This window comes from Croceitalea sp. W27, assembly GCF_055693185.1.
Window position 1 is genome coordinate 1961542 of the sequence record NZ_CM146327.1, and the last position, 16782, is coordinate 1978323.

General features: G+C 38.3%; 17 protein-coding genes. 7 read left to right on the forward strand and 10 right to left on the reverse strand.

Going from position 1 to position 16782, the window contains the following annotated elements; genetic code table 11:
- Positions 1 to 4 precede the first annotated feature (4 nt).
- From ACZ1GR_RS08845 to ileS, 3 genes are all read right to left on the reverse strand, one after another.
- Positions 5 to 577 (reverse strand): hypothetical protein, encoded by a 573-nt coding sequence (locus tag ACZ1GR_RS08845; protein ID WP_472611766.1) that lies wholly within the window; start codon positions 575 to 577, stop codon positions 5 to 7.
- A gap of 80 nt (positions 578 to 657) precedes the next feature.
- Positions 658 to 1041, reverse strand: a complete 384-nt coding sequence (locus ACZ1GR_RS08850) for a TraR/DksA family transcriptional regulator (protein ID WP_472611767.1) — start codon at positions 1039 to 1041, stop codon at positions 658 to 660.
- Between the two features lie 2 nt (positions 1042 to 1043).
- Complete coding sequence (ileS, locus tag ACZ1GR_RS08855) at positions 1044 to 4442, reverse strand: isoleucine--tRNA ligase (RefSeq protein ID WP_472611809.1); 3399 nt, start codon at positions 4440 to 4442, stop codon at positions 1044 to 1046.
- Between the two features lie 166 nt (positions 4443 to 4608).
- Here ileS and ACZ1GR_RS08860 point away from each other — a divergent pair, with 166 nt between their 5' ends.
- Positions 4609 to 4998: a hypothetical protein gene (locus ACZ1GR_RS08860; RefSeq protein WP_377766173.1), complete on the forward strand. Its 390-nt coding sequence runs from the start codon at positions 4609 to 4611 to the stop codon at positions 4996 to 4998.
- Positions 4999 to 5056: 58 nt separating this feature from the next.
- Here the strand turns inward: ACZ1GR_RS08860 and ACZ1GR_RS08865 are convergent, their stop codons facing one another.
- The 5 genes from ACZ1GR_RS08865 to ACZ1GR_RS08885 form a co-directional block, all read right to left on the reverse strand.
- A complete protein-coding gene (locus tag ACZ1GR_RS08865) occupies positions 5057 to 7489 on the reverse strand; it encodes a TonB-dependent receptor (protein WP_472611768.1) in 2433 nt (810 codons plus the stop codon).
- On the reverse strand, positions 7473 to 8192 hold the full coding sequence (gene recO / locus ACZ1GR_RS08870) for a DNA repair protein RecO (RefSeq protein ID WP_472611769.1): 720 nt from the start codon (positions 8190 to 8192) through the stop codon (positions 7473 to 7475). The genes ACZ1GR_RS08865 and recO overlap by 17 nt, the downstream gene beginning before the upstream one ends.
- A gap of 18 nt (positions 8193 to 8210) precedes the next feature.
- Positions 8211 to 8411: a hypothetical protein gene (locus ACZ1GR_RS08875; protein WP_472611770.1), complete on the reverse strand. Its 201-nt coding sequence runs from the start codon at positions 8409 to 8411 to the stop codon at positions 8211 to 8213.
- 194 nt (positions 8412 to 8605) lie between these two features.
- Positions 8606 to 9949 carry an NADP-specific glutamate dehydrogenase gene (gdhA, locus tag ACZ1GR_RS08880; protein ID WP_377766177.1) on the reverse strand — a complete coding sequence of 448 codons (1344 nt, stop codon included), beginning with the start codon at positions 9947 to 9949 and terminating at the stop codon, positions 8606 to 8608.
- Positions 9950 to 10071: 122 nt separating this feature from the next.
- On the reverse strand, positions 10072 to 11226 hold the full coding sequence (locus ACZ1GR_RS08885; RefSeq protein WP_472611771.1) for a cystathionine gamma-synthase: 1155 nt from the start codon (positions 11224 to 11226) through the stop codon (positions 10072 to 10074).
- A gap of 100 nt (positions 11227 to 11326) precedes the next feature.
- On the opposite strand from ACZ1GR_RS08885, the gene ACZ1GR_RS08890 reads away from it, so the two are divergent.
- The gene (locus ACZ1GR_RS08890; protein WP_472611772.1) at positions 11327 to 12076 is read left to right on the forward strand and encodes a DUF3298 and DUF4163 domain-containing protein; all 750 of its coding nucleotides are present in this window, start codon (positions 11327 to 11329) and stop codon (positions 12074 to 12076) included.
- Positions 12077 to 12131: 55 nt separating this feature from the next.
- On the opposite strand, the gene ACZ1GR_RS08895 is transcribed toward ACZ1GR_RS08890, so the two are convergent.
- Positions 12132 to 12593, reverse strand: a complete 462-nt coding sequence (locus tag ACZ1GR_RS08895) for a DinB family protein (RefSeq protein WP_472611773.1) — start codon at positions 12591 to 12593, stop codon at positions 12132 to 12134.
- Between the two features lie 97 nt (positions 12594 to 12690).
- Between ACZ1GR_RS08895 and ACZ1GR_RS08900 the strand changes: the two genes are divergently transcribed.
- From ACZ1GR_RS08900 to ACZ1GR_RS08915, 4 genes are all read left to right on the forward strand, one after another.
- Positions 12691 to 12966: an ArsR/SmtB family transcription factor gene (locus tag ACZ1GR_RS08900; RefSeq protein ID WP_472611774.1), complete on the forward strand. Its 276-nt coding sequence runs from the start codon at positions 12691 to 12693 to the stop codon at positions 12964 to 12966.
- A gap of 171 nt (positions 12967 to 13137) precedes the next feature.
- Entirely contained in the window at positions 13138 to 13830 is a 693-nt protein-coding gene (locus ACZ1GR_RS08905) for an aspartate/glutamate racemase family protein (protein WP_472611775.1), read from the forward strand.
- A gap of 61 nt (positions 13831 to 13891) precedes the next feature.
- Positions 13892 to 14245 carry an arsenate reductase family protein gene (locus ACZ1GR_RS08910; protein ID WP_472611776.1) on the forward strand — a complete coding sequence of 118 codons (354 nt, stop codon included), beginning with the start codon at positions 13892 to 13894 and terminating at the stop codon, positions 14243 to 14245.
- Entirely contained in the window at positions 14242 to 15135 is an 894-nt protein-coding gene (locus tag ACZ1GR_RS08915; protein ID WP_472611777.1) for a DMT family transporter, read from the forward strand. The genes ACZ1GR_RS08910 and ACZ1GR_RS08915 overlap by 4 nt, the downstream gene beginning before the upstream one ends.
- Here the strand turns inward: ACZ1GR_RS08915 and ACZ1GR_RS08920 are convergent.
- Positions 15119 to 15595: an acyl-CoA thioesterase gene (locus ACZ1GR_RS08920; protein WP_472611778.1), complete on the reverse strand. Its 477-nt coding sequence runs from the start codon at positions 15593 to 15595 to the stop codon at positions 15119 to 15121. The two genes, ACZ1GR_RS08915 and ACZ1GR_RS08920, sit on opposite strands and share 17 nt — an antisense overlap.
- Before the next feature lie 172 nt (positions 15596 to 15767).
- Here ACZ1GR_RS08920 and ACZ1GR_RS08925 point away from each other — a divergent pair, with 172 nt between their 5' ends.
- Positions 15768 to 16745: an NAD(P)H-dependent flavin oxidoreductase gene (locus ACZ1GR_RS08925; protein WP_472611779.1), complete on the forward strand. Its 978-nt coding sequence runs from the start codon at positions 15768 to 15770 to the stop codon at positions 16743 to 16745.
- Positions 16746 to 16782: the final 37 nt, after the last annotated feature.

Consider the following 16782-nt stretch of genomic DNA (forward strand, 5'->3'; position numbering starts at 1 on the left):
CATATTAATCGGTTTTATTTACGTAGATATCCCCTTCTACGGAGACAAGTCTGTAACTTGAATTTCCTGTGGGAATTTTTGCTAATTGCACCTTACCATAAGTACTTTCTGCCGTTATTTTTCCTTCTTTTGCAGTAATGTTAATTGTTCCTTTCTGTGTCTTTACTTCTACATTTTCAACAACATTAACCATACTGCAATCCCCTGTATCGGAACTTACTTTTAAGTACTTGTATTTCCCCGAAGCCAATACTTTACTGTTTGTGCCATAGACATTTACATTACAATAACTGGGAATCGTAATTTTGAGTGAAATAGAAATTACCTTATGCGCACTTAACTTATCGTTTGGGGCAACAAAATTGGGCAAAAAGTCCGCACTTACTAGTACGTTAGCCCCATCTTCTTCAATCTTTACAGCCAAATCTTTTTCATATTCCCCCTCTATACTCGCCTCTACTTTTAACTCGCTCTCTTTAGAAGTTTCTAGCGTAACCAGATAACAATTTTTGGTGTCAACTTGTATGGACTGCTTTTCAGAATTTATAATCGTTTTACGGATTGTTTTTTGCCCCATCAACGAATGGGTTAAAAGCAAAACTGTTATAACTACTAATAGAATCCTCATCAACAAAAAAACGCCCTAAGGCGTTTTTATTATTTCTGCATATTTTTGGCCTCAATGCTCAATGTCGCGTGAGGAACTAGTTTAAGGCGCTCTTTATTAATCAGCTTACCGGTTACACGGCAAATACCATAGGTTTTGTTCTCAATTCTGAGCAAAGCGTTCTTTAAATCACGAATAAACTTCTCTTGTCTTATAGCTAATTGCGTATTAGCCTCTTTGCTCATGGTTTCAGAACCCTCTTCAAAAGCTTTAAAGGTAGGTGAAGTATCATCAGTACCGTTATTACCATCGTTCATATAGGCGCTTTTCAACAACTCTAAGTGATTCTTTGCCTTTTCTATTTTTTCTTCGATTAAGACCTTAAACTCCCCAAGGTCTTTATCTGAGTATCTAACTTTTAAATCTTGTGCCATTTTTAGTGTTTTTGGATAAACAATTTAGTGTTCACGTCATCGAAAGCAATTTCCGTGCCTTCTTCTAAACGTTCTTCATATACTAGTTCTGCTGTTAGTGTTTCGCTCTTTAAATATGTCTCGTTAGCCGCAATGGCTTTTTCGATAAAACCATCCTTTAATATTTTTAAATCTATTTTATCGGTAACCTCAAAACCAGATTCTTTTCTTAAATTCTGGATTCTATTTACCAATTCTCTAGCAATTCCCTCATTTTTAAGACTTTCGTCAATTGTAACGTCCAAGGCGACTGTTAACGGACCAGAAGTCGCTACCAACCATCCTTCGATGTCTTGAGAGAAGATTTCTACATCAGACAACTGTAAATTAATACTTTTATTATCCAATTCCAGCGTTATTTCGCCTTCCTGCTCGATTTTTTGGATATCTTCCTTTTGTAAAGCATTGACTGCATTGGCTACGGCCTTCATGTCTTTGCCAAATTTTGGTCCCAAAACTTTAAAATTAGGTTTTATTTGCTTCACTAGAATTCCTGATGCATCATCCATCAGTTCTATTTCCTTTACATTGACTTCTGATTTAATAAGATCTACAACTGCTTCGATTTCGGACCGTTGCGAATCATTTAAAACAGGCACCATTATCTTTTGTAAGGGCTGGCGAACCTTGATTTTTTCTTTCTGACGGATGGATAAAACTAAAGATGAAATCTTTTGTGCCGTCTGCATTTTACTTTCTAGATTGGCATTTACCATTGTTTTATCAAAAGCCGGGAAGTTTGCCAAATGCACACTTTCAAAGCCCTCTTTACCGGTAACTGCATCCAAATCTTTATACAATCTGTCCATAAAGAATGGAGCGATCGGTGCCGATAATTTTGCAACCGTTTTTAAACAGCTATACAAAGTCTGGTATGCCGAAATTTTATCATGCTGATAATCACCTTTCCAGAAACGTCTTCTGCTCAAACGTACATACCAATTGCTTAAGTTTTCTTGTACGAAGTCTGAAATAACACGTGCAGCCCTGGTTGGCTCGTAGTCATTATAGGCTTCATCCACTTTTTGAATTATGGTATTCAATTCAGACAATATCCATTGATCCAACTCTGGTCTATCGGCCAATTCAATTTCTTTTTCGGCATAACTGAACTCATCAATATTTGCGTATAAAGAAAAGAACGAATAGGTGTTATAAAGTGTGCCAAAAAACTTTCGTTTTACTTCAACGATACCGTCGATATCAAATTTTAAATTATCCCACGGATTGGCATTGGAAATCATATACCAACGCGTAGCGTCTGCGCCGTGTTCTGGCAGGGTAACAAAGGGGTCAACCGCGTTACCCAAACGTTTGGACATCTTCTTACCTTCTTTATCCAATACAAGTCCGTTCGATACCACGTTCTTGTACGCCACAGCATCAAAAACCATGGTCCCTATCGCATGCAAAGTATAGAACCAACCTCTAGTTTGGTCTACACCTTCCGCTATAAAATCTGCCGGAAAAGTCTCTCCTTTATCAATCAAATCCTTATTCTCAAAAGGATAATGCCATTGCGCATAGGGCATTGAACCACTATCGAACCAAACATCAATAAGGTCAGACTCACGCTTCATAGACTTACCAGAAGAAGAAACCAATGTTATTTGGTCTACAATGTTTTTATGTAGATCGATTTTATCGTAGTTCGCTTCACTCATGTCACCCACAACAAAGTCTTCAAAAATGTCTTTTTCAAGAACTCCTGCTTCTATAGCTTTTGCCATTTCGGCCTTAAGTTCCGAAACCGAGCCAATCATTAATTGTTCCGAACCATCTTCTGTACGCCAAATAGGCAATGGAATACCCCAATAGCGCGAGCGTGAAAGATTCCAGTCATTCGCATTGGCCAACCAATTGCCAAAACGGCCTTCACCAGTTGATTTTGGTTTCCAATTAATAGTTTCATTGAGTTCGAACATTCGGTCTTTGACATCCGTTATTTTGATGAACCATGAATCTAGAGGATAATATAAAATGGGCTTATCGGTACGCCAACAGTTAGGGTAACTGTGTACATACTTTTCTACCTTAAAAGCCTTGTTCTCTTCTTTTAACTTAATGGCGATTTCTACATCGATAGATCGTTCAGGAGCTTCGCCATCATTATAATACTCGTTCTTTACGTATTTACCCCCAAACTCCTTAAGTTCAGGTCTAAACTTGCCCTGCAAGTCAACGAGCGGAACCGGATTTTTACTTTCATCCAGCACCAATAAAGGCGGTACTTCTGGCTTTGCCAATTTAGCCACCAGGGCATCATCTGCTCCAAATGTAGGTGCGGTATGCACAATACCGGTACCATCTTCAGTGGTAACAAAATCGCCAGCAATAACCCGAAACGCATTTTCAGCGTTTTGGTATGGAGAAGCATAATCTATTAGTTGCTCATATCTAATTTCTAAAAGGTCTGCCCCTTTACACTCGGCAGCGATTAGATAAGGTATTTTTTTGTTTTCCTTAGAATAACCAGAAAGTACCGCAACATCGTCGGTCTGCTCATACTTTCCTGTAAATTGCTTGTTTACCAAATTTTTGGCCAAGATTACATGTACTGGCTCAAAAGTATATTGGTTGTATGTTGCCACCACCACATAATCAATTTTAGCGCCAACAGTCAATGCCGTATTACTTGGTAAGGTCCATGGCGTTGTCGTCCAAGCCAAGAAATGTAAATGGTCAAATCTTTTTAAGAATTCTGGCAAAGTACTTTCAACCGCTTTAAATTGGGCGGTTACTGTTGTATCCGTTACATCTTGATACGTTCCAGGCTGATTCAACTCATGTGAGCTTAAACCGGTTCCCGCTTTTGGAGAATAAGGCTGAATGGTGTAGCCTTTATAAATTAAACCCTTGTCATAAATCTGTTTCAGCAACCACCAAACAGATTCCATGTATTTCGACTTGTAGGTAATGTATGGATCATCCATATCTACCCAATAGCCTACTTTTTCGGTCATCTCGTTCCACACATCGGTGTAGCGCATCACCGCTTTTTTACAAGCAGCATTATATTCTTCAACAGAAATTTTAGCACCTATATCTTCTTTGGTAATACCCAGTTCTTTTTCTACACCAAGTTCTATGGGCAGACCATGCGTATCCCAACCCGCCTTGCGCTTTACCTGAAAGCCCTTCATTGTTTTATACCTAGGGAAAATATCCTTTATGGTACGTGCCATTACGTGATGAATACCTGGCATTCCGTTTGCCGAAGGTGGCCCTTCGTAAAAGACATAACTTTTCTTACCCTCACGTGTAGCGACACTTTTTTCGAAGATGTTATTCTCCTTCCAGTAGTCCAATATTTCATCGGCCACTTTTGGCAAGTTCAATCCTTTATACTCTGCAAACTTCATATAGGCTTTCTTCAAGAATTCCAAGTTTGCAAAAATAAAAATTTAGATGGATTTCAATCGTATTCAGTGACCTAAATGCGTATAATGTGTCTAATATGTAACGGTTTACATCTAAAACCTATTTTTAACCGTATATGTACCATAACAAACACAAAAACTATTAAAAATGAAAAAAGTATTTCTTGCCGTATTGGCATTATCAATGACAGCTTCTGTTTTAACTTCTTGTAAAGAGGTAGAAAAGAAAGCTGAAGACGCTGCCGAGGCAACAGAAAGTGCATTAGAAGAAGCTGGTGACAACTTAAAAGAAGCCGGAGACGATCTTAAAGAAGCTGGTGAAAATGCAATGGATAAAGCAAAAGAAGTTGGAGAGGAAATGAAAGAAGGAGCTGAAAGTGCCATGGATAGCATTAAAAAAGCTGGTGAAAACTTAAAAGAAGGTGCCGAAAAAATGGGTGCTGACGCTAAAGATGCCATGACCAAAGCCGGTGATGAAGTAAAAGATGCCGCTAATAAAGTAGCGAAAGAAGTAGAGGAAGCGACTGACGACCACTAAACACTTTTGTTCCAAATCATTTAAAAACCCTAGCCTTTATTGGTTGGGGTTTTTGTTTTTAGAACGTATACCCTAGCCCCAAAATCAAATTTGTGCCCGGTGCTACAATACCGGAAGAGTATGTTCGGTAACGTTGATTCGTAATATTCTCTAAACTCAATGTTGTTTTTAAGGCATTCGAAATCTGGTACTGCGAGCGAAAGTTAAGCGTATACCAAGATGGTGAAAAAGGGTTGCCGTTTTGGTCACTGGCATAAATAAAAGGCTTGTTACGTTCTGAAATGGCCAAATCTGCAAAAGGGATTTCGCCATTATAGTTCAAGAAAAAATCTGCCTTAAGTTTCTGGTTTTTCCATACTAGGTGGGCATCTGCAAAGGTCGGGGCGACGTGGCGTGCAGCAGAATCGGTTCCATCATCATCCTCTTCTACACCCTCAGTTAAAGTCAAATTCCCTAAGAAAGACCAATTCTCGTTCATAAAAGCCTCCACGCCAAACTCAAAGCCATATACATAGGCTTTGGCAGCATTCTGTATGGCCTGTACATTGCTCAATTCGCCATTATATTCAATTTGAGACTGCCCATTGAACTCAAAATCCCTACGCACCAAAGCGTCTACCAAATAGGTGTAAAAAGCGGCACCTTTCAACACCAATTTATCATTAAAATTCTTACTTACCCCTAGCTCCGCATTGTATGCATATTCTGAAACCAAATCAGGGTTTGGCACTACTACCGAACCAGGTTCAGAATCAAAAACCTTTCCAATATCATCAATATTTGGTGCCCTAAAACCAGTTGATCCGTTTAAAGTAATCTGTAAATCAGCTTTTGGAAACCAACTCATACCCAAACTACCTGTAAGTGCCCCAGAGCTTACGCTGGCCTCCTCAAAAGGAAAGGGAAAAAAGGTAGTATCAAAATCAGCATTTACATAAACCTGGCTGTATCGCAATCCTGATAACAGGGTCAGATTGGGCTGAATTTGATACTCTCCATTAATATAACCCGCCAGCGTCTGCCAAGTAGAACCATCCGGATGTCTAGAAACTGCACCCGAGATTTCACCTGTATCAATGTTTAGATTTTGCCCGGTAGAGCCTATTTTATTAAAAATATATTCGGCACCATAATACAAACGAAGATTCCCGATTTTCTTGTTTTCAAAATCAAGGTTTAACGATAGGGCATCTACCTGTTCGGTTGTCGTATTTCGAACAACTTCTTGAAAGTTTCTACTAATTCTACTTTCTTCAAAAAACTGATAAGCCGCCGTAATTTTTAAACCATCGTAAAACCGATTTTTTCCCTGCTGCGTTGCTCGCAAATTGGTCATAAACCATTTTTGCGGACCGTAGAACCACTCTGCAGAACGAAGGCCAGTACCAGCGTCGTCTGGTCTAATTAGACGGTCGTAACGTGAATAATCAGAAGTTTCGGAATAATACAGGCCTAAATCATAATTCCAATTTCTGTTAGGTCGATATCTAAATTTTTGAAGAAAATTAATCTGGTCATAGCCCGAAGGCACTTGTTTTTTAGGGTCGTTATTCTGTACCAAGATGTCTTGACCATTTTCACGGGCGACAAAATTGTTTCGCAAATACGAGTCAGGGCCATGTTCACCCATCATTAAATCACCAAAACTATTGTAAGTGAAACTAGTGTACGAGGCCCAAGTTTGGTGCCCCAAGTTAAAATCTAGGTGTACGGTATTCTCATTATTTGCAGTAGCAAACCGATAGGCCGCCTTACCTGAAAAAGTAAGGCTATCGGTATATGAAAACCTAGGGTCTTGCGTAAAAAAATTCATTACCCCACCAATGGCGTCACTACCATAAATAACAGAACCTGGGCCAAATATAATTTCGGTATTCTTAATGGTAAAAGGGTCTATCGAAATAACGTTTTGAACATTTCCGCCCCTAAAAATGGCGTTGTTCATACGTACGCCGTCTACAGAGAGTAGTAATCGATTGGTTGCAAAACCTCTAATTAAAGGGCTGCCACCGCCTAACTGACTCTTTTGAACAAAGACCTTACCACTATTTTGTAATAGGTCCGCTGAGGTTTGCGGGTTTGTAAACGCAATAGTCCTAGCGTCTATAGCCACTATTTTTTGTGGGACATCTTTGCGTTGTTGTTCCCACTTTGAAACAGACATCACCACCTCTTCTAATTGTTCCGGTTTTAAATTTAGATAAACCCGATTTCCTCTTTTTGAAAGTTGGGCAATAGTGGTTGTAATAGCCTCATAACTTATGTGTTTAAAGGTAATACGCTCGTTTTTGCCAAAAATGAAAAGGTCGCAGCTACCGTCAAAATCGGTGACCGCTGTTTTTGATTTATCTTGATTAAAAACAGCAACATTGACTATCTCATTGCCAGAATCGGCATCTAAAACAACCGCCTGTTGGGCCATGGTCGCTAAAGAAACTAGAAGGAAAAAAATAAGCAGAGCTACATTGCGCATACTAGTCAAAAACTGCATTTAAAACGGCCAAAGACTTGGGTTTTCTAAATCCGTGCAAATGTAATTCAAAATAGAGAATTACTGATTTTAAAAGTGATTCACGGACACCTTTGGTTATTCTTATCTCTTTAAGTGCATCAAATTTTATGCCCAAAAGTTTTTTGAAATATGTCGTATTTTCATTTTCAATTAAAGGGTTCAATGTAGGGCTCGAAACAAATTGCCCCTCTAACAAATCGAAATAGGCTGCTGTACCCTCTGATTCCTCTGGATAGAAGCCCAAAAACTTGGTCAGATTCACTAAAAACAACAAGTGAAAATCGGCAATTTTTTCATTACGATCCAACCACCGAAAACTATTTTCGAGATAATCGTATAAACCCGTGTCTTGCTGTTCTTCTTGAATACTGCTGCCCAACATTTCGGCTAAAAAAAGCACCAAACTATTCTTTACAATATTGGTGTGCAAAGTCTTATAAGGGTATAATACTTTAACCTCCCTAATGGTTTCTAAAGTCCCTTTATTTTTATGGCTTGCCGTTAATTCTAACTGTGTTAAAGGTTGAAAATAGGCGGTTTTTAATTTTCCTTTTTTCGAAGCCAGAACTCCCTTGAGGAGATACGATTTTAAGCCGTCTGATTGCGTAAATGCTTTTACAATAAGGCTGGTATCGCCATATTTTAATGACGAAAGTATAATTGCTTTGGTAGTTACCTGCATATCATCATGCGAAACATGCTAGTCTTTGGTGTTCGGATAAACTCTTATAAAATAGATACTGGCAGTATCTATTTTATGTATAGGCATAGTATTATTGTAGCTAGGTTTAAAAACCGGCATACTATTGTTGCTTTGCGCCAATACTTTATCATTCTTTTGCAAATTGAATAAGTCATTCATATAGTTTGAGTCCTTTGATCCTATCGTCAAAGAATCCATTATCCTAAATTTGGGGTAAGACTTTTGGTTGAATATTGGTTTCGTCGGTTTTTGACCAAGTAAAGAACACATGGATAGTGTGGCTAAAACAACCAATATAGTTCGCATAAGGTATAATTTTATATAAAATGAAGGTACAAAAAATGGCACAAAGGAATTATCCTTGTGCCATTTAATCAATCTTTTAGGGTAACCTATATTACACCTTGTGCTAGCATCGCATCGGCCACTTTTACGAATCCGGCGATATTTGCCCCTTTAACGTAGTTGCAATAACCGTCAGCGTCTTTTCCAAATTCTACGCAAGAATTGTGGATATCTTCCATAATGTCTTTCAATCTTTGGTCTACCTCTTCACGAGACCAACTAATACGAAGAGAGTTTTGTGACATTTCTAACCCTGAAGTAGCAACCCCACCAGCGTTTGAAGCTTTACCAGGTGCGAAAAGTATTCTCGCCTCGTGGAACTCATGAATAGCTTCAGGTGTCGATGGCATATTAGCACCTTCTGCTACGCATATACAACCATTTTTAATTAGTGTCTTGGCATCGTCTCCGCCTAGTTCATTTTGTGTAGCACAGGGTAATGCAATATCACATGCCACTTCCCAAGGCGTTTTTCCAGCATGGTAAGTAGCTGAATCGTATTTATCGGCATACTCAGAAATTCTTCCGCGACGGTTGTTCTTTAAATCCATCACAAAAGCCAGTTTTTCGGCATCAATACCGTCATTATCATGAATATATCCTCCAGAATCTGAAAGTGTCGATACTTTACCGCCAAGCTGCAATACTTTTTCCGCAGCATATTGCGCAACATTACCTGAACCTGAGATTACAACCTTTTTACCTTTAAAAGATTCTCCTTTGGTTTTCAGCATACTATCGGCAAAATAAACGGTGCCGTAACCTGTAGCTTCTGGGCGAATTAAAGAACCGCCCCAAGAGCGACCTTTACCTGTTAATACCCCGGTAAATTCATTTCTGATTTTCTTATACATTCCGAAAAGGAAACCAATTTCGCGTGCTCCGACACCAATATCACCGGCAGGTACATCGGTATTAGGCCCTATATGTCTATTCAATTCTAACATAAAGGCATGGCAAAAGCGCATTACCTCATCATCAGATTTTCCTTTAGGGTCAAAATCCGAACCTCCTTTACCACCACCCATGGGTAGTGTAGTTAAACTGTTTTTAAAGACTTGTTCAAAAGCCAAAAACTTTAATACACTTGCATTTACCGTAGGGTGAAAACGAAGTCCTCCTTTGTATGGGCCAATGGCAGAGTTCATCTGTATGCGGTATCCGCGGTTTACATGAATTTCACCATTATCATCTACCCATGCCACTCTAAACGATAATAAGCGTTCTGGCTCAACCATTCGTAAAAGAATATTCTTGCCGTTATAAATTTTGTGCTTCGCGATGTACGGAATTACAGTTTCTGCAACCTCTTGTACAGCTTGAATAAATTCAGGTTCGTGTCCATTTCTAGACTTCACCTCATCCATAAATGCTTTAATCTTTGCTTCCATAAAGGATTGATAATTTGTTAACCCTTAAAAGGGCATATTTTATTGAATTAGGAATTCAACGGCAAAATTATGCTATTTGTATAATTTGAAGACCTTATTTTTGAAAATATTTCAAAAAAAGATTAGCCTATTGCCTGCTCTAAATCTGCAATAAGGTCATCTGCATCTTCAATACCAACACTAAGCCTTATTAAGGCATCTACAACACCACTCTTTTCACGCTCTTCTTTCGGGATACTTGCATGCGTCATGCTCGCCGGATGACCTGCCAAACTTTCTACTCCACCGAGTGACTCGGCGAGCGTAAAAATCTCTAGTTTTTCTACAATCTTGATAGCATCTTCATAACTGCTACCGTTAGGCACAAAAGAAATCATACCACCAAAATCATCCATTTGACTCTTGGCCACATCATGGTTCGGGTGACTTTCAAAACCAGGCCAGTACACTTTTCCAATTTTAGGGTGATTCGCCAAATACGCTGCTACCGCCTTTCCATTTTCACAATGCCGCTGCATTCGCACATGAAGCGTCTTTATTCCGCGAAGGGTTAAAAAACTGTCCATAGGGCCACAAACCGCACCACTGGCATTCTGGATAAAATATAATTTATCTGCCAAATCTTTGTCTTTAACAACTAAAGCACCTACCACAACATCGCTATGGCCACCTAAATATTTGGTAGCGGAATGCATCACAATATCTGCCCCCAAATCTAAAGGTCTTTGTAAATAGGGTGTAGCAAAAGTATTATCTACAGCCAACAACAAGTCATGCTTTTTTGCCAAAGCAGAAACTCCTTTAATATCAATAACATTCATCATCGGGTTGGTCGGTGTTTCTACCCAAATCAGTTTGGTGTTTGCATTGATTTTAGCTTCTATTTTATCTAGGGATTGCATGCCTATAAAATGGAAGGTGATCCCATATTTTTCAAAAATCTGCTTAAAAATTCGATAGCTGCCACCGTAGAGATCATTGGTAGAAACCACCTCATCTCCAGGATTCAACAATTTTACTACCGCATCGATAGCTGCCAATCCACTTGCAAAAGCTAATCCATACGAACCATTTTCAATACTGGCCAACGAATTCTCCAAAGCTGTTCTTGTTGGGTTGGCACTTCGTGAATACTCAAATCCTTTATGACCCCCAGGGGTACTTTGGGCATATGTAGAGGTTTGATAAATTGGCGGCATTACTGCTCCATAAGCTGCATCTGGCTCTTGACCTCCGTGAATTGTTTTACTATTGAATTTTAAATCTTGTTTGCTCATTCTATAAAATTATGATTACAAAGGTATTGTTAAGTTTTGGAGTAATCAATCTTACCATAACTGAAGACAAGTGCTTATTTTTGACATCTAACTTGCCCTAATGAAAAACCTTTCCGTTTTCCTATTAATAATATTGCTTCTGATTGGTTGTGAAAAAGAAGCAAAGCTTACGTTCGAAACTACAGAACTTAAAAATAATTCTTGCAATGACTGCCCAAAAATTAATATTACCATCCCTAGGGCTTTAAACGAAACAAGAATTGCCAAAAAAGTTAATACTTTAATCAACGAAGAACTCATCTACCATTTAAAATTTGAGGATAGTAGTAATGTAAATACAGTAGAACAGGCCATGGCCTCATTTAGTAAGGGCTACCAAAGTTTTAAGAACGAATTTAATGACGAAGCTATTGGCTGGGAAGCAAAGGCGAATGGAGAAATACGTTACGAGAACGCATTCTTGCTATCGATAATTTTAGACACCTATACTTATACTGGTGGGGCCCATGGGCATAGCGAATCTATTTTTTTGAATTTCGATAAAGAAAAAAGTGTAGAACTAGAAAACTACCAGCTTTTTAAAGATTTGGAAGGTTTTATTGATTTTGCCGAAATAAAGTTTAGAAATGATCAAGAAATTCCGGAACAAGGCTCCATAAACGCTACGGGATTTATGTTTTCTGGTGAAGTTTTTCACCTACCCAAAAACTTAGGGTTCACCAAAGAAGGCATTCAACTTATTTACAACCAGTACGAAGTCGCTTCATACGCCGATGGGGCGATTGAATTGCTAATTCCTTATACGGATGCCAATCAGTTCTTAAAAGAAAAGTACAGGGTGCTAATTTAGTTTCAAGTACTATGCGTGAAACTGAGCCTGTCGAAGTGCTTTCTTAAAATAAAAACTACACCTTTAATACTCTTGCCAAGGCCATAATGCTGCCAAGGTGCAACCCTTCATGAAATGCATTAAAGGCAATAGCATCTTCTACAGAGTTCAATTCTACTTTGGGAGTGGTCATATAACTTTTAAAATCCGTGAACATACCATTATTATAATCCGATTTTGTTTTTTCTGGAAGTGAAAAAAGTAATTTTTTGATTTCTTCCACTTCGGTTGCAGGTGGGTGCCCTTTAGGTGCAGTACCTTTCTGATACTTTTCCACCAATACTTTAGAAATGTTAAGTGGTAATCGACTCAATCCATAAACCAATTTTTGTTCTGTGACCACCACATGGGCAATATTCCACCAAATGTTGTTGTTAAATCCTTCAGGTATTTTAAACAATTCTTCTTGTGGGGTATGTTTTAAAAAATGATAAAGTAATTTCCGGTTTTGAGTGATAATTGTGAATTGGGTTTCCAAGAATGCTGCTTTTAATGTTAAAACATATCTAATATTCTAGATATATAAATATAATTATTATCTTTACCCTGTGAATATAGTAGAAATAAGCAAGATTTTGGCAAACCAAACCCGGGTTGATATTTTAAAATGGCTGAAAAATCCAGAGGACAATTTTCCGCCTCATCAAGATATCGACCATTTTGATGATGGGGTTTGTGTAGGTTTTATTCAAGATAAAACTGGTTTATCCCAATCTACAATTTCAACATATTTAAATTCCATGCAGAATGCCAAATTGGTAATCCCTACTAGGCACGGAAAATGGACCTATTACAGAAGAAATGAAGAGGTCATAAAAGCATATACCCAAAGCTTAAGTAAAGAATTGTAATTTTTTAAATAAACATATCTATAATTAGCGAAATCTAAAAATGAATACAACGGAAATTTGTTGTTCGACACAAGAAGAGTCAAAAAGTTGGCTTACCCTAAAGGCTATTTTAAATTGGTTTTTAAGTCTAAAGATATTGGGGGCCGAAGAAATGTCAAAAACAAAATAACTATGAAAACAATCGGATTGATTGGGGGTATGAGTTGGGAATCCTCTAAAGTATATTATGAATATATGAATAGATTAGTACAACAAGAACTAGGTGGCACACATTCGGCAAAGATTATTATGAGCTCCGTAGATTTTGCCGAGATTGAAAAATTGAGTTTTGAGGGTAATTGGAGTGCAATTGGTCAACTAATGGGTGAACACGCTTCTATTTTAGAAAAAGCTGGAGCAGACATGGTCATTCTTTGTACCAATACCATTCATTTAGTCAGTGATGCTATAACTGGAACGATTACAGTTCCATTTCTTCATATTGCAGAAGCAACTGGTAAAGCTATCCAAAAACAGGGTCTCAAAAAAGTAGCGCTGCTAGGCACTAAATTTACTATGGAAGAAGATTTTTATACTAAAAAATTGGAGGATAATTATAAACTTGAAGTCTTATTGCCAGAACAAAATGATAGAGATTTTCTTCAAGATTTAATTTATGATGAACTAGTTAAGGGTAAGTTCACAAAAGAGGGAAAAGAAAAGTGTCTAAATATTATTTCAAAGTTACAAAAGAAGGGTGCCGAAGGAGTAATTTTAGGTTGTACTGAACTTCCTATTTTAATACCTAATAAGGAGTTATTTCTTCCTTCTTTTAATACAACTTTAATTCACTCACAAGAAGCAGTAAACCTTGCTTTAAGCTAGGCATTAAATTCTTTTAATACATAGGAAAGCTGTTACTTTGCAATTCCAAATAACATATTGAATGAAAAAAATATTCCATCTAGAAACCTGCAAAACCTGTCAAAAAATCCTAAAAGAATTAGAACCGCTTGATGGTGTTGAGCTAAGAGAGATAAAGTCAAAAGGTGTGACTCCAGATGAACTACAAGAAATGCGAGCTTTAACCGAGAGTTATGAGGTTTTGTTCAGTCGTAGGGCAATGTTATTTCGTCAAAGAGGTCTGAACAACCAAGAATTGGGCGAAGAAGATTACAAGAATCTTATTTTAGAACACTATACTTTTCTAAAACGTCCGGTGGTCGTTGTTGACAACCAAATATTCATCGGTAATGCTAAAAAGCAGGTTGAAGCAGCTAAAGAAGCCTTACATAAATGAGCAAACGTACGCTTGCTTTTTTAGCGGCACTTGCAGCGACGACCATCTATGCTATTAATCACACTGTGGCTAAAGGGGTAATGCCCGACCATATTAAACCCTTCGGATTTATTCTGCTTAGGGTCATTGGGGTTGCAGCTCTTTTTTGGAGCATTTCATTTTTAGGCCCAAAAGAAAAGATTGATCGTAAAGATTGGGGCAGAATAGTTTTGGCCTCGTTATTGGGAATGGTTGTAAATATGCTGGCCTATTTTAAAGGTCTTGAGCTCTCGACCCCAATAAACAGTTCGGTTTTAATGACGATAAGTCCTATCGTTGTAATTGTACTATCCGCATTGTACCTCAAAGAACGTATTACCCTTAATAAAGGTCTTGGTATTGCCCTAGGTTTTATTGGAGCCCTGGCCTTGGTTCTTTTTGGTGCCGAGCTAAGGCAAGATGCACCTAATATTCCTTTTGGTAATATACTGTTCATTGTAAACGCAACAGCTTATGGAGGCTATCTAATCGTTGCAAAAACACTTTTGGCAAAATACCACCCTTTCACATTAATGCGATGGCTTTTTCTTATTGCGGTTGTTATTAACATTCCTATCGGTTTACCCCAGGTCCTTGAAATTAAGTGGAGTACTATGCCGCTCTGGGCATATGGCACGATAGCCTTTGTCATCATTTGTACCACCTTTATGACCTATCTTTTTAACATTTTTGCCATGACACAACTTAAAGCTTCGACTATAGGGGCTTTTATCTATTTACAGCCCTTATTCGGAATTTTGTTCGCTTTACTTACAGGAAAGGATAGCTTAACAGCGGTTAAAATCGGTGCAGCAGCTTTGGTCTTGTTGGGCGTGTATTTGGCGAGCAAGAGGTCTAAGTCAAATCCTTAGGAGTTCTGGCGAACTTTCGGGTATCTTCTTTGGTTAAATATTTAAAGTCTTCTGCCCGTTCTATTAAATCAACTGCTGTCATAAACTCATCGGGCAAAATGGTCAGTTTTCGGGCCTTAAGATCTATCCAAGCGCCCATCATTTCAGAATGGGCAAAATTTTTGCCGTCCGTATCGTAGAAATCATGATGAAACTCAAAGAACATCCCATCCTCGCTCATACCCTTTAATTCTGAAGAAACTTTAATGGGTTTACCAATAAAGACCTCTTTAAAATAATAGATATGTTCATAGAAGACCACTGGGCCAATTTGGTGCTTCGCCATTGTTTTCTGGTTAAAGCCCAACTGCGCCAAATGCGACATTCTAGTATGCCCCGTATAGTTTAAGTAAGCCGCATTGGCCAAATGCCGATTGGCATCAATATCACTCCAACGAATTTCAAATTCCTTTAAAAACATAGATTTAAGATGTTAGACCGCTACGCTAGTAGAATCAAGAGACTAAACTTTTCTGTTCTAACTATTGATTCTTAACTTTTGCTTCCATTCGTAGCGTCAAAGTTAAGTTTATTATGCACGCATAACAATTGACAAAAATACGTTAGATTTGAATATATCTAAATTAATAACAATGAGTCAAAAAGCTTCCTTTATTAACGATTTGTCATTACCAGCTGTAGCCGCACCTATGTTCTTGATTTCCGGACCTAAACTGGTAATCGAATGTTGCAAAAACGGTATTGTAGGTACTTTTCCGGCATTAAACCAACGTACCAGCGAAGGTTTTGAAGAATGGCTTATTGAAATTAAAGCTGAATTAAAAAAATTCGAAGAGGAAACGGGTAAAAAACCAGCTCCATTTGGGGTAAACCTTATTGTTCACCCTACTAATCCACGATTAGAGGCCGATGTAAAACTGTGTATAAAACACAAAGTCCCTTTAGTAATAACCTCTCTAGGAGCTGTTTCTATGGTAATCGATGCCATACATAGTTATGGCGGATTGGTTTTTCATGATGTAATCAAAAAACGCCACGCAGAAAAAGCCGCTGGCGCGGGAGTCGATGGTTTAATATTGGTCGCGGCCGGGGCAGGTGGCCATGCAGGCACCATAAACCCGATGAGCTTAGTCGCAGAGGTTAAAAAATTCTTTGATAAGACCATTTTACTTTCAGGTTGTATATCTACAGGTCGTGATATTGCTTCAGCAATGCAAATGGGTGCAGATCTCGCATATATGGGCACCCGCTTTATCAATGCCAATGAGAGCAAGGCACCACAAGAATACAAAGATATGATTATAGCAGCAGGGGCCAGTGACGTCACCTATACCGCGGCCATATCTGGTGTGCATGCCAACTTTTTAGCTGCAAGCTTAAAAGCTGCAGGGCTTACAGAAGAAGATTTAAAGAAAGACACCAAAATCGATTTTGGAAAAGAATTGGATACCGAAGCCAAAGCCTGGAAAACTATCTGGTCCGCAGGGCAAGGGGTAACTACTATAGAAAATACAATTCCGGTTGCTGAACTAATTGGTAATCTCAAAACGGAATTTAAAGAGGTAATTGAGGAGCAAGGTAAACTTTTAAACCGTTTTCCTAAAGAGTAATAATTGGACCGTTCTTTTTGTAAATTGGAGCTTTAAA

Bases quoted from the DNA above. Each gene is read 5' to 3' on its own strand.
- ACZ1GR_RS08905 (WP_472611775.1), top strand. From the start codon at position 13,138: ATGAAAACAATCGGATTGATTGGGGGTATGAGTTGGGAATCCTCTAAA.
- ACZ1GR_RS08890 (WP_472611772.1), top strand. From the start codon at position 11,327: ATGAAAAACCTTTCCGTTTTCCTATTAATAATATTGCTTCTGATTGGT.
- ACZ1GR_RS08925 (WP_472611779.1), top strand. From the start codon at position 15,768: ATGAGTCAAAAAGCTTCCTTTATTAACGATTTGTCATTACCAGCTGTA.
- ACZ1GR_RS08910 (WP_472611776.1), top strand. From the start codon at position 13,892: ATGAAAAAAATATTCCATCTAGAAACCTGCAAAACCTGTCAAAAAATC.
- gdhA (WP_377766177.1), bottom strand. From the start codon at position 9,949: ATGGAAGCAAAGATTAAAGCATTTATGGATGAGGTGAAGTCTAGAAAT.
- ACZ1GR_RS08850 (WP_472611767.1), bottom strand. From the start codon at position 1,041: ATGGCACAAGATTTAAAAGTTAGATACTCAGATAAAGACCTTGGGGAG.
- ACZ1GR_RS08845 (WP_472611766.1), bottom strand. From the start codon at position 577: ATGGGGCAAAAAACAATCCGTAAAACGATTATAAATTCTGAAAAGCAG.
- ACZ1GR_RS08865 (WP_472611768.1), bottom strand. From the start codon at position 7,489: ATGCAGTTTTTGACTAGTATGCGCAATGTAGCTCTGCTTATTTTTTTC.
- ACZ1GR_RS08920 (WP_472611778.1), bottom strand. From the start codon at position 15,595: ATGTTTTTAAAGGAATTTGAAATTCGTTGGAGTGATATTGATGCCAAT.
- ileS (WP_472611809.1), bottom strand. From the start codon at position 4,442: ATGAAGTTTGCAGAGTATAAAGGATTGAACTTGCCAAAAGTGGCCGAT.
- ACZ1GR_RS08885 (WP_472611771.1), bottom strand. From the start codon at position 11,226: ATGAGCAAACAAGATTTAAAATTCAATAGTAAAACAATTCACGGAGGT.
- ACZ1GR_RS08875 (WP_472611770.1), bottom strand. From the start codon at position 8,411: ATGGATTCTTTGACGATAGGATCAAAGGACTCAAACTATATGAATGAC.
- ACZ1GR_RS08860 (WP_377766173.1), top strand. From the start codon at position 4,609: ATGAAAAAAGTATTTCTTGCCGTATTGGCATTATCAATGACAGCTTCT.
- recO (WP_472611769.1), bottom strand. From the start codon at position 8,192: ATGCAGGTAACTACCAAAGCAATTATACTTTCGTCATTAAAATATGGC.
- ACZ1GR_RS08915 (WP_472611777.1), top strand. From the start codon at position 14,242: ATGAGCAAACGTACGCTTGCTTTTTTAGCGGCACTTGCAGCGACGACC.